The following is a 12,355-nucleotide window of genomic DNA, read 5'->3' on the forward strand; positions in this document are numbered from 1 at the left end:
TTCTTCAATGCATCACGAAAATTTCATTACGCCTGTTCGAGTTCGAATGCTTTGTGCAGCGCGCGGACGGCCAGCTCCATGTACTTCTCGTCGATCAGCACCGAAATCTTGATTTCGGACGTCGAGATCATCTGGATGTTGATGCCCTCTTCCGACAGCGTGCGGAACATCTTGCTCGCGACGCCCACGTGCGAACGCATGCCGACGCCGACGACCGACACCTTCGACACCTTCGGGTCGCCCTGCACCTGCTCGGCGCTCACGTGGCCCTTCACCTGGTTGGTCAGGATGTCCATCGCCTTCTGGTAGTCGCCGCGGCCGACCGTGAACGTAAAGTCCGTCTTGCCCTCGACGCTCTGGTTCTGGATGATCATGTCGACGTCGATGTTCGCGTCCGCGACCGGGCCCAGAATCTGATACGCGATGCCAGGCTTGTCGGGCACGCCCATCACCGCAATGCGTGCTTCGTCGCGCTGGAACGCGATGCCGGAAATGACTGCCTTTTCCATGGTCTCGTCTTCTTCAAAAGTAATCAGGGTGCCCGAGCGCATTTCCACGTCGAGCGCAATCAGCGGATCGGTCAGGCTCGACAGCACACGCGTCTTCACCTGGTATTTGCCGGCGAATTCGACCGAGCGGATCTGCAGGACCTTCGAGCCGAGGCTCGCCATTTCCAGCATTTCCTCGAACGTCACGCGATCGAGGCGGCGCGCCTCTTCGACGACGCGCGGATCGGTCGTGTAGACGCCGTCGACGTCCGTGTAGATCAGGCACTCTTCTGCATCGAGCGCGGCCGCGACCGCCACCGCCGACGTGTCCGAGCCGCCGCGGCCGAGCGTCGTGATGTGGCCGTCCGGGTCGACGCCCTGGAAGCCCGTGATGATCACGACCTTGCCGGCGTTCAGGTCGGCCTTCACGCGCTCGTCGTCGATCGAGTGGATGCGCGCCTTCGTGTATGCGCTGTCGGTCTTGATCGGCACCTGCCAGCCGGCATAGCTCACGGCCTCGACGCCGATCTCCTGCAGCGCGATCGACAGCAGGCCGACGCTGACCTGCTCGCCGGTCGACGCGATCATGTCGAGCTCACGCGGGCTCGGCTGGCTCGAAATCTCTTTCGCGAGACCGAGCAGACGGTTGGTTTCGCCGGACATCGCCGACGGCACGACCACCATCTGGTGCCCGGCCTGATGCCATTTTGCGACGCGTTTCGCGACGTTCTTGATGCGCTCGACCGAGCCCATCGAAGTGCCGCCGTATTTATGTACGATGAGTGCCATTGTCGTTCTGAACTGGAGGAGAAGCCGCACGGGCGCGCTGGACAGGCCGCGTTGCCGTTCGGTCACGCGGCTTGTGGCTGTGGACGGACGACGAGGGGGACGGCTGGGACGCAACGCGCAAGCGTGACGGATTTTGCCCGGAAGGCCGATCAGGCCGCGCAAACCGGGTACGTCACGCGGAAAACCTGCACAAAACGCTCAAAAATCGAGCCGAGCAAACAACCGAGCGTACCCGATCGATGTCCGATTGACAAGCCGGACGCCGTACCGGCGGCCGCTCCGGCGCTGTTTACCAAATAGTGAAAATCGGCGCAGCATCGCCCCTCGCCCGGGCACTTTTCATGCGATCAGCAGGTCGGGCCGCCATTCGATCCGGCGCCATGCGCCTCCGCCATCGACGTCCCCGCCCTCGCGGTTCACGCCGAGCCGCGGCACGAAGAGCAGCCGGTCGCCCGCGAACAGCAGCGGCACGTCGCGCTGCCACGAAGGTACGCCGCGCTCCTGAAACAGGTTCTTCAGCGTGCGGCCCGGCCCGCCGGGCGCCGTGCGCATCCGCTCGCCGCCCGCGCGGGCGCGCGCAGCGAGCGGCGCGGCGCGCAGCAGCGCGTCGGGCACCGCGTCCGCGTCGCCGGGCGCGGCCGGCGCGAACACGAACGTGCCGCGCCACGCCGGCAGATGCCAGACCTCCTGCCCGCTCCACGTGCACGTGCATTCGGGGCGCGGCGCGCCGCTGCCGTCGTCGGCCGGGTCGCCGCTGTCGCCCGCTTCCCAGGAGACGGCATCGCGATACAGCCGCAGGCACTGCCCCGCGTGATCGACGCGCAGCGCATGCGCGTCGTGCGCGTCGCGCAACTGCCGCATCATGTCGGCGAGCCGCGCAGCCGACGCGCCCGGCAGGCCGAGCCTGCGCATCCAGAAACGCAGCAGGTTCGCGCCCCGCGCATCGTCGAGCGCGACCAGCGCGCTGCGCGACAGCGCGCGCCCGTCGTCGCGCGCGGCGCCGGCGAAATCCAGTTCCGCCAGATCGTCGAGCAGGCGCTGCGCCGACGCCGCATGCTGCGCGGCCCGGCCGAGCGCATCGCGAAAGCCCGGAAAGTGCACGGCGAGCGCCGGCAGCACGTCGACCCGCAGCGCATTGCGCGCAAAGCGCGTGTCCTGGTTCGATTCGTCGTCGATCCACGCGAGCTCGTGCTGCGCCGCATAGCGCTCGAGCTGCGCGCGCAGCAGCCGCAGCAGCGGACGCACGCGCTCGACGCGCGCCGCCGCTGGACGGTAGCGCGGCGCCATCGCGGCGATCCCGGCGATGCCCGCGCCGCGCAGCAGCTGCAGCAGCACCGTCTCGGCCTGATCGTCGGCGTGCTGCGCCAGCCACAGCACGGCCGCGCCGTGCCGCTCGCACATTGCGTCGAGCGCCGCGTAGCGGCTCTCCCGCGCGCTCGCCTCGATCCCGGCGCCGCTGTTGCGCGGCACGTCGACGCGCATCGAATCGAATGCGACGCCGAGCTTCGCGGCGCTCGCCGCCGCGTGCGCGGCCCACGCGTCGGCATTCGCGCTCAGCCCATGGTGGACATGCAGCGCGATGCAGCGCGACGCGCCCGCGACGCGCACGGCCGCGTCCAGCAACACCGACGAGTCGAGCCCGCCGCTGTACGCAATCGCGATGCGTGCGCCGGACGGCGCATCGGCAAGCGCAACGCCGACCGCATCGAGGACGACGCGGTCGGCGGAAAATTCGCTCGGTGGGATCACGATGGAAAAGCGCGCACGCGGGCGCGCTGCGATGGACGCACGCGGGTCATGCGCCCGGCGTGGTTTCCTTGAACTTGCCGTAGGCCATCAGGCGTTCGAAGCGGCGCTCGCGCAGCGCATCGATGCTCATGCCCTGGAACTGGCGCAGCGAATCGGCGAGCGCACGGCGCAGCAGCGCGGCCATGCCCTTCGGATCGCGATGCGCGCCGCCGAGCGGCTCGTTGATGATCTTGTCGATCAGGCCGAGCGCCTTCAGGCGGTGCGCGGTCAAGCCAAGCGCCTCGGCCGCCTCGGGCGCCTTCGCTGCGCTCTTCCACAGGATCGACGCGCAGCCTTCCGGCGAGATCACCGAATAGGTCGAGAACTGCAGCATCATCACGGTGTCGGCCACGGCGATCGCGAGCGCGCCGCCCGAGCCGCCCTCGCCGATCACGGTCGTGATGATCGGCGTCTTCAGCTCGGCCATCACGTACAGGTTGCGGCCGATCGCTTCCGACTGGCCGCGCTCTTCCGCGCCGATGCCCGGATACGCGCCCGGCGTATCGACGAACGTGAAGATCGGCAGGCCGAATTTCTCGGCGAGCCGCATCAGGCGCTCGGCCTTGCGATAGCCTTCCGGACGCGGCATCCCGAAGTTGCGCGCCGCGCGCTCCTTCGTGTCGCGCCCCTTCTGGTGGCCGATCACCATGCACGGATGGCCGCCGAAGCGCGCGAGGCCGCCGACGATCGACAGGTCGTCCGCGAATGCGCGGTCGCCATGCAGCTCGTGAAAATCAGTAAACAGCTCCGCGACGTAGTCGAGCGTGTACGGACGCTGCGGATGCCGCGCGATCTGCGACACCTGCCACGGCGACAGGTTCGCGTACAGGTCCTTCGTCAGTTGCTGGCTCTTCTTCGACAGCCGCTCGATTTCTTCCGAAATATCGACAGCCGAATCGTCCTGCACGAAGCGCAGCTCTTCGATCTTGGCCTCGAGTTCGGCGATCGGCTGTTCGAAATCCAGAAACGTGGTTTTCATGTGTTCGAATCCTTGGGTCTTGCGGCAGCGCGTATTCTACCCGCGCGCGCGATGCTCAAAACCGGTTCTCAACTATTGATATTTAAAACCCGATAGCCCCGATCAGGCCCCGGTGTCCGGCGAGTCCAGGCTGCGCCACATGTACCAGGTCGCGACGGTGCGCCACGGCTCCCAGTTGGCCGCCACTTCCCGCGCCTCGCTGCGCGTGACCGGCTCCCCGCTGAAATAATTGACGCTGATCGCGCGGATCAGGCCGGGATCGTCGAGCGGCAGCACGTCCGGACGCGACAGGTTGAAGATCAGGAACATCTCCGCCGTCCAGCGGCTGATGCCGCGGATCTGCGTGAGTTCCGCGATCACGTCCTCGTCTTCCATCGACGTCCACTTGTCGACGTGCAGCGCGCCCGACACGAAGTGCTGCGCGACGTCGAGAATGTATTCCGTCTTGCGCTTCGACAACCCGCACGCGATCAGCTTGTCCGGACCGAGCTTGATCACCTGCTGCGGCGCGAGCTTCGGACTGGCCGCCTCGATGCTCGCCCACACCGACTGCGCGGACGCCACCGAGATCTGCTGGCCGACCACCGAGCGCGCGAGCGTGACGAACGGATCGCCGCGCTTGACGAGATGCGCGGGGCCGAACTTCGGGATCAGCTTCTTCATGATGCGGTCGCGCTTGACGAGATCCGCGCATGCCTTGTCCCAGTATGCGGGTCGCACGACGACGTCGACGCCGTCGATCTGCGCCGGCTTCGCCGCCGGCGGCTGCGTGTGACCGTTGAGCGAGGCGCCGTTCGGCGCGACGCGCTTCGCGTCCGCCTTCGCCGCCGGCGCACGCTTGGCTGCCGGACGCGCAGCGACGTGCGTCGCGCGCTTGACCGGCGCTTTTCTGGCCGTTGCCATCTTGCCTCCTACCTGACGAATCGGTCAGTGGAACGCTGCGCGCTCATACGCGACGCCATTCGGTCGACCCGCCCGGTTTGTCTTCAAGCGCGACACCGGCTTCGAGCAGTTCCGCCCGGATCCGGTCCGCTTCGGCATAGTCCTTCGCACGTTTCGCCGCGCCGCGCGCGGCGATCCTCGCTTCGATCTCGTCGGCCGCCAGCGCGCCTTCCTGCGCGGCGCCAGCCGCCTGCTGCAGGAACGCGCGCGGCTCGCGGCCGAGCAATCCCAACAGTGCCGCCAGTTGCTTCAGCTGGCGCGCCAGCGCCGCGTCGCGCGTGCGGTTCACTTCACCCGCCAGCTCGAACAGCACGGACACCGCGAGCGACGTGTTGAAATCGTCGTTCATCGCGGCCGCGAAGCGCTGCGCGTGCGGCTCGTTCCAGTCGAGCGCCGCCGCATCCGGCACGACGTCCTTCAAGGCGGTATAGAGCCGCGTCAGCGCCGCGCGCGCATCGTCGAGATGCACGTCGCTGTAGTTGAGCGGCGAACGGTAATGCGTGCGCACGATGAAGAAGCGCACGACTTCGGCGTCGTACTGCTCCAGCACGTCGCGGATCGTGAAGAAGTTGCCGAGCGACTTCGACATCTTCTCGTTGTCGACCTGCACGAAGCCGTTGTGAATCCAGTAGTTGACGAACGTCTGGCCGGTCGCGCCTTCGCTCTGCGCAATCTCGTTCTCGTGGTGCGGGAACTGCAGGTCCTGCCCGCCGCCGTGGATGTCGAAATGGTCGCCGAGCAGCGTGCAGCCCATCGCCGAGCACTCGATGTGCCAGCCGGGCCGGCCCGCGCCGTACTTCGAATCCCACGACGCGCCTTCCGGGTCCTCCGGCTTCGCGCGCTTCCACAGCACGAAATCGAGCGGGTCTTCCTTCGCGTCGTTCGCGGCGACGCGCTCGCCCGCGCGCAGATCGTCGAGCGACTTGCCCGACAGCTTCCCGTAGTTAGCGAACTTGCGCACCGAATAGTTGACGTCGCCGTCATTCGCCTGATACGCGTAGCCGTTCGCCTCGAGCGTCTCGATCATCCCGAGCATCTGCGGAATGAAGTGGGTCGCGCGCGGCTCGATGTCCGGGCGCTGGATGCCGAGCGCATCCTCGTCCTCGTGCATCGCGGCGATGAAACGGTCGGTCAGCGACTTGATCGTCTCGCCGTTCTCGACCGCGCGGCGGATGATCTTGTCGTCGATGTCGGTGATGTTGCGCACGTACGTGACCCGGTAGCCGATCGCACGCAGCCAGCGCTGCACGAGGTCGAACACGACCAGCATGCGCGCATGGCCCACGTGACAATAGTCGTAGACGGTGATTCCGCATACGTACATCCGCACCTCGCCGGGCTGGCGCGGCACGAAAACTTGCTTGTCACGCGCGAGCGTGTTGTAGATGCGCAGTGATTCCATAGAGATGAACCGTGAGCCGAAGGGAACCGCCATGGCGATACTCGCCCTGCATGCGAAACGATCGAGCCGCCGCCGCGGCATCGTGCCGCGCGTCCTCGATATCACATGGAGCGGTCAGGCTGCAAGCACAGCGGTGACGGCCACGAGAGGCAAAAGAAAGACTATCTGCGGCTCGCCGGAACGCGCAGACGTTTTGTTAGAATGGCTCGGAGTATAACATTCCGATTTACGCCTATGAAATCTCCCCGCGGCCGCGCGCAGAGCGCTGCGACCCTCGTTGCGACCGCCGTCATGGGCGTCGCGCTGACGTTTCTGCCTGCCGCCGCGGCCCACGCGCAGAAGGGCCCGCCCACGGCCGACGGCACCCCCGAGATCGACTCGTCGATCGCCGGCAAGCAGTGGAAACAGGCGCTCGCGCAGCTCGACGCGCGCATCGCCGCGAACCCGCACGACGTGCAGGCCCAGTTCAAGCGCGGCACCGTGCTCGCGCGCCTGAACCGCGACGACGACGCGATCCAGCAATTCGTCGCGATCACCCAGGCCTACCCCGAACTGCCCGAGCCGTACAACAATCTCGCGGCGCTCTATGCGAAGCACGGCCGCTACGACGAAGCGCGCTCGGCGCTCGTCACCGCGACCCAGGCCAACCCGAGCTACACGCTCGCGTACGAGAATCTCGGCGACCTGTACCTGCGCCTCGCGGCCGAATCGTACAAGCGCGCGCAATCGCTCGGCCGCACGAGCGGCCCGACCGCGCAGCGCCTCGCCGACCTGCAGAAGATCATCACGCCGCCGAAGGCTGCCCCGGGCGCCCGCGCCGCCGCACCGTCGACGCGCGCGTACTCCGACCGCGCGGCCGCGAACGTGACCACCACCACGCTGCCGCTGTCGCCGACGTTCCAGTTCGGCGGCCCGTCCGGCGCGATGACGGCACCCTACGTCGCGCCGTCGCAGTAAGCGGCACGCGGCGCTCCACCCACCCTGGCACTCCACCCATCCAACCAGAGGATCGCAATGAAACGTCTGTTGCTGGCGCTTGGCGGCGCCGCCCTCCTCGCGACCGCACCCGCGTTCGCGCAAACGGCCACTGCGCACCCCGTCGTGCAGCTGAAGACCTCGCAGGGCGACATTCGCGTCGAGCTGTACCCGGAGAAGGCGCCGAAAACGGTCGCCAACTTCCTCGATTACGTGAAGGCCGGCCAGTACAACGGCACGATCTTCCATCGCGTGATCAAGGGCTTCATGATCCAGGGCGGCGGCTACAAGGCGAACTTCGACGAGAAGCCGACGCGCGCGCCGATCCCGCTCGAGAGCCGCAATGGTCTGAAGAACACGCTGGGCACGATCGCGATGGCGCGCACGAGCGACCCGAATTCGGCGACCGCGCAGTTCTTCATCAATACGGTGGACAACGGCGGCCTCGACTACCCGAACCCGGACGGCAACGGCTACGCGGTGTTCGGCAAGGTCGTGTCGGGCCTCGACGTCGTGAAGAAGATCGAAGCGGTGCCGACGACGGTGCGCGGCCCGATGCGCGACGTGCCGGAGCAGGCCGTCCTGATCGAATCGGCGAGCGTCGTCTCGAAGTAAATCCGGCCGGACCCCGTTCCGGCGACTCACGCGGCCGCGTCGCACGACCGGCCGCGTGCCATTTAAACCGCCCTATCGAAGGAATTCATCATGGTTGAACTGCACACGAACCACGGCGTGATCAAGCTCGAACTCGACGCCGAAAAAGCGCCGAAGACGGTCGAGAACTTCCTGAACTACGTGAAGAAGGGCCACTATGACGGCACGGTGTTCCACCGCGTGATCAACGGCTTCATGATCCAGGGCGGCGGCTTCGAGCCGGGCCTGAAGCAGAAGCCGACGGACGCGCCGATCGACAACGAGGCGAACAACGGCCTGAAGAACGACACGTACACGATCGCGATGGCGCGCACCAACGATCCGCACTCGGCAACCGCCCAGTTCTTCATCAACGTGAACGACAACGATTTCCTGAACCACTCGTCGCCGACGCCGCAGGGCTGGGGCTACGCGGTGTTCGGCAAGGTCGTCGAAGGCCAGGACGTGGTCGACAAGATCAAGGCCGTGAAGACGGGCAACGCAGGCTTCCATCAAGACGTCCCGACCGACGACGTCGTGATCGAGAAGGCCGTCGTCGTCTGACGAGCGTATACGGAGGCACTTCGATGTTGCAGGAGACTCCGCCGCGAAGCGTCTCCGCGGGCGTGCCGGGCGAGCGCGAATACGCGCAGGCCGCACGCCCGTTCCTGTTCCTGTCCGATCTGCATCTGAGCGACGCGATCCCGAAGACGGTCGCAGCGTTCGAGCATTTCGTGACATACACCGCGGACAGCGCCGACTCGGTCTTCATTCTCGGCGACCTGTTCGAATACTGGATCGGCGACGACATGCTCGACGACGATCCGTTCGTCAAGCGCATGGCCGCACTGCTGCATACGCTCTCCGCGCGCGGCATCGCGCTCTACGTGATGCACGGCAACCGCGACTTCCTGCTCGGCAAGCGCTTCATGAAGGCGGCCGGCGCGATGCTGCTGCCCGATCCGGCGCTGATCATGGCGTTCGGCCAGCGCATCGTGCTCGCGCACGGCGACGCGCAGTGCACCGCCGACGTCGGCTATCAGGTGTTCCGGCGCTTCGCGCGCAACCGCCTCGCGCAGTGGCTGTTTCTCGCGTGGCCGTTTCGCTGGCGCCGCGCGCTCGCGCAACGCATGCGCGCAAAGAGCGAAGCCGGCCGGATGCGCCCCGCCTCGCCGATCTACGACGTCACGCGCGAAGGCGTGGCCGCGCTGTTCAGGCAGAGCCGCGCGAGCGTCATGATCCACGGCCATACGCATCGCCCTGCGCGCCATCTCGAACCCAACGGCGTGCGCTGGGTGCTGCCGGACTGGGATCTCGATCACGGGATGCCGCGCGGCGGCTATCTGCGCGTCGATGCCGAAGGCATCCACGCGATGCCGCTCGACTGACGGCCGCACGCCCGGCAGGCCGCCGCCCGCGGCAACACCCCGCCGCTCAGGACTCGCGCTCGACCGCCTTGCCTTCCAGCACCGCCGACAGGCGGCGCAGGTCGAGGCGCGCCGCATCGGCGCCCTGCAGCGTTTCCAGATGCGTGCCGAGCCGCTCGAGCGCCGCGACGATTTCGTCGACGCGCCGGCTTTCCTTCGCCGCGTGATCGATCAGCCCGTGTATCGCGAGCGACATCGGATCATCCGCATTCGGCGTGATGCCGTACGCGCAGAAGGCCGCGCGCTCGGGTTGCGGCTTCGGCTGCGCCGGCATCACGACGCGCGCCGGGTTGCCGACCGCCGTGCCGCCCGCCGGCACCGGCTTCACGACCACCGCGTTCGAGCCGATCTTCGCGCCCGCGCCGATCGTGAAACCGCCGAGCACTTTCGCGCCCGCACCGACGATAACGCCGGCCTCGAGCGTCGGGTGACGCTTCGCGCCGCGCGTGAGCGACGTGCCGCCCAGCGTCACGCCCTGGTAGATCGTGCAGTCGTCGCCGACGATCGCCGTCTCGCCGATCACGACGCCCATCCCGTGATCGATGAACACGCGCCGGCCGATCGTCGCGCCGGGGTGGATCTCGATGCCGGTCAGGAACCGGCCGACCTGCGACGCGAAACGCGCGAGCCAGTAGCGCCTCGCGCGCCAGCACGCGTGCGCGAAGCGGTGCAGCATCAGCGCATGCAGCCCCGGATAACAGGTCAGCACTTCCCAGGCACTGCGAGCGGCGGGGTCCCGCTCGCGAATCGTCGCAACGTCTTCGCGCAGTCTCGTGAACATGGTCTGATCTGGGGAAAGGGCCGGCGCGCACCGCCGGCAATGGCCGGCTTTATCGCGCCGGCTGCTTTGTATATGACGTTCGGCGATTTTAGGGCGAGTCGCGCACGCCCGCACGACGTCGCGCGTTTCTCCCCGGCGCCGGCGCGGGTATTCGCGCGGCGGCCCCGCGGCGCGTCAGGCGTCGCGGTCCGGCGTGCGCGATTTCAACAGGATGTGCTTTGCGATGCCGCGCAGGATGTTCACCTCCTCCCGCTCCAGCCCGGTGCGCGCGAACAGGCGCCGCAGCCGCGGCATCAATTTCTTCGGATTGCGCGGGTCGAGAAAATCGAGCGCGATCAACGCATTCTCGAGGTGCACGTACATCCGCTCGATTTCGTCGCTCTGCGCGAGCGTGCCGGCTTCCGGTTGCGGCAACGATGCGTTCGCGCGTTCGAGGAACGCGATCCGCAACTCGTAGGCCAGCACCTGCACCGCCTGCGCGAGGTTGAGCGAGCTGTACGCCGGATTCGCCGGAATATGCGCGAGCGCGCTGCACTGGTCGACGTGCTCGTTCGCGAGGCCGGTGCGCTCGTTGCCGAACACGAGCGCAATGTCGCCCGTGCCGACCTGCGCGCAGGCCTGCTCGGCGGCCGCGCGCGGCGCGAGCCGCGGCGGGCCGTACTCGCGCGTGCGCGCGGTCAGCGCGATCGACCAGTGGACGCCGGACAGCGCGTCGCCGAGCGTCGACACGACATGCGCGGACGCGAGCACGTCGTCCGCGCCGCTCGCCATTGCGATCGCCTCGGGGTCGCTCTGCACGTGCGGCACCCGCGGCGCGACCAGCACGAGCCGCGAGAAGCCCATCGTCTTCAGCGCGCGCGCGGCGGCGCCGACGTTGCCGGGATGGCTCGGCTCGACGAGCACGAAGCGGGTTGACGTAAAGCCGCCGCGCAGCGGCCCCGACGGCTGTGCCGCGCCCGATGCGCACGGCGCGGTGTTCTCCAAGGTTTCCAACACGGTACGACTCGATAATCAGAATGGCCGTATGGTATCGCCAACGCGGGGCCAAACCCACCTGTCCGGACGGCCAGTGGGGTTTCCCCGCACTCGCGTCGCCTAAACGGGCCGAAAGTCGGGTAAAATCATGTCTTTACGCGCCGCCCAGGCGGCGCGGGTCGTGCCCGCTCTTTGTCAATTCGCGTCTCACCTCGCCCACGCGCGCCTGCGCCGTTGCGGGCGGGTTGTTCCACTTTCGTGGCGGCCACCTGCCGCCGGCTACAGGATCCAGGCTCATGCATCCCATGCTCAACATCGCTGTCAAGGCTGCGCGCCGCGCCGGACAGATCATCAATCGCGCCTCCCTCGATCTCGACCTGATCGAGATCCGCAAGAAGCAGCAGAACGACTTCGTCACCGAAGTGGACAAGGCCGCCGAAGACGCGATCATCGAGACGCTGAAGACCGCCTACCCCGATCACGCGATCCTCGCGGAAGAATCGGGCGAATCCGACAACGAATCCGAATTCCAGTGGATCATCGATCCGCTCGACGGCACGACCAACTTCATCCACGGCTTCCCGTACTACTGCGTGTCGATCGCGCTCGCACACAAGGGCGTCGTCACGCAGGCCGTCGTCTACGACCCCAATAAAAACGACCTGTTCACCGCCACGCGCGGCCGCGGCGCGTACCTGAACGACCGCCGCATCCGGGTCGGCCGCCGCGACCGCCTGTCGGATTCACTGATCGGCACCGGCTTCCCGTTCCGCGAGAAGGACGGCCTCGACGCGTACGCGCGCCTGTTCACCGAGATGACGCAGGCCTGCACGGGCCTGCGCCGCCCGGGCGCCGCCGCGCTCGACCTCGCGAACGTCGCCGCCGGCCGCCTCGACGGCTTCTTCGAGCAGGGCATCAACGTGTGGGACATGGCGGCCGGCAGCCTGCTGATCACCGAAGCCGGCGGTCTCGTCGGCAACTACATGGGTGAAGCCGACTTCCTGCATCGTCACGAGATCGTCGCGGCGAACCCGAAGGTCTACGCCCAGATGATCCCGATCCTGAACCGCTACAGCCGCCTGCAGCCGGCCGCGGAATAACGGCGCCCGCGCGCCGCAGACGGCCCGGGTCCGCCCTGCGCGGGCCCGGGCCGTTTTCCATTCCGGGCCGGCCGAA

At 67.4% G+C, this 12,355-nt stretch carries 12 protein-coding genes and 1 pseudogene; 6 read left to right on the top strand and 7 right to left on the bottom strand.

What is annotated here, in order from left to right:
- Positions 1–26 precede the first annotated feature (26 nt).
- Positions 27–1,277 carry an aspartate kinase gene (locus KY49_RS09720; protein ID WP_010099099.1) on the bottom strand — a complete coding sequence of 417 codons (1,251 nt, stop codon included), beginning with the start codon at positions 1,275–1,277 and terminating at the stop codon, positions 27–29.
- Here KY49_RS09720 and KY49_RS39225 point away from each other — a divergent pair.
- Positions 1,260–1,497, top strand: a pseudogene (locus tag KY49_RS39225) (hypothetical protein); the annotation flags it as partial. The gene KY49_RS09720 and the pseudogene KY49_RS39225 sit on opposite strands and share 18 nt — an antisense overlap.
- Before the next feature lie 119 nt (positions 1,498–1,616).
- Here KY49_RS39225 and tilS read toward each other — a convergent pair.
- From tilS to cysS, 4 genes are all read right to left on the bottom strand, one after another.
- On the bottom strand, positions 1,617–3,026 hold the full coding sequence (tilS, locus tag KY49_RS09725; protein ID WP_042584338.1) for a tRNA lysidine(34) synthetase TilS: 1,410 nt from the start codon (positions 3,024–3,026) through the stop codon (positions 1,617–1,619).
- Between the two features lie 46 nt (positions 3,027–3,072).
- Entirely contained in the window at positions 3,073–4,044 is a 972-nt protein-coding gene (locus tag KY49_RS09730) for an acetyl-CoA carboxylase carboxyltransferase subunit alpha (RefSeq protein ID WP_006478433.1), read from the bottom strand.
- Positions 4,045–4,146: 102 nt separating this feature from the next.
- The gene (locus KY49_RS09735) at positions 4,147–4,947 is read right to left on the bottom strand and encodes a DNA-3-methyladenine glycosylase family protein (RefSeq protein WP_042584339.1); all 801 of its coding nucleotides are present in this window, start codon (positions 4,945–4,947) and stop codon (positions 4,147–4,149) included.
- 43 nt (positions 4,948–4,990) lie between these two features.
- Positions 4,991–6,388 carry a cysteine--tRNA ligase gene (gene cysS / locus KY49_RS09740; RefSeq protein WP_042584340.1) on the bottom strand — a complete coding sequence of 466 codons (1,398 nt, stop codon included), beginning with the start codon at positions 6,386–6,388 and terminating at the stop codon, positions 4,991–4,993.
- 234 nt (positions 6,389–6,622) lie between these two features.
- On the opposite strand from cysS, the gene KY49_RS09745 reads away from it, so the two are divergent.
- From KY49_RS09745 to KY49_RS09760, 4 genes are all read left to right on the top strand, one after another.
- Positions 6,623–7,345 carry a tetratricopeptide repeat protein gene (locus KY49_RS09745; protein ID WP_042584341.1) on the top strand — a complete coding sequence of 241 codons (723 nt, stop codon included), beginning with the start codon at positions 6,623–6,625 and terminating at the stop codon, positions 7,343–7,345.
- A 57-nt stretch (positions 7,346–7,402) separates the two neighbouring features.
- Positions 7,403–7,978: a peptidylprolyl isomerase gene (locus KY49_RS09750; RefSeq protein ID WP_042584342.1), complete on the top strand. Its 576-nt coding sequence runs from the start codon at positions 7,403–7,405 to the stop codon at positions 7,976–7,978.
- 90 nt (positions 7,979–8,068) lie between these two features.
- The gene (locus KY49_RS09755; protein ID WP_010092005.1) at positions 8,069–8,560 is read left to right on the top strand and encodes a peptidylprolyl isomerase; all 492 of its coding nucleotides are present in this window, start codon (positions 8,069–8,071) and stop codon (positions 8,558–8,560) included.
- A 23-nt stretch (positions 8,561–8,583) separates the two neighbouring features.
- Positions 8,584–9,384, top strand: coding sequence for a UDP-2,3-diacylglucosamine diphosphatase (locus tag KY49_RS09760; protein WP_042584343.1), 801 nt, complete (start codon positions 8,584–8,586; stop codon positions 9,382–9,384).
- 46 nt (positions 9,385–9,430) lie between these two features.
- Here the strand turns inward: KY49_RS09760 and cysE are convergent, their stop codons facing one another.
- Complete coding sequence (gene cysE, locus KY49_RS09765; RefSeq protein ID WP_010092003.1) at positions 9,431–10,204, bottom strand: serine O-acetyltransferase; 774 nt, start codon at positions 10,202–10,204, stop codon at positions 9,431–9,433.
- A 174-nt stretch (positions 10,205–10,378) separates the two neighbouring features.
- Positions 10,379–11,197: an RNA methyltransferase gene (locus KY49_RS09770; RefSeq protein ID WP_042584344.1), complete on the bottom strand. Its 819-nt coding sequence runs from the start codon at positions 11,195–11,197 to the stop codon at positions 10,379–10,381.
- A 278-nt stretch (positions 11,198–11,475) separates the two neighbouring features.
- On the opposite strand from KY49_RS09770, the gene KY49_RS09775 reads away from it, so the two are divergent.
- The gene (locus tag KY49_RS09775) at positions 11,476–12,279 is read left to right on the top strand and encodes an inositol monophosphatase family protein (protein ID WP_042584345.1); all 804 of its coding nucleotides are present in this window, start codon (positions 11,476–11,478) and stop codon (positions 12,277–12,279) included.
- Positions 12,280–12,355 lie beyond the last annotated feature (76 nt).

Source organism: Burkholderia sp. MSHR3999 (genome assembly GCF_000833595.1).
Lineage (GTDB): Bacteria > Pseudomonadota > Gammaproteobacteria > Burkholderiales > Burkholderiaceae > Burkholderia > Burkholderia ubonensis.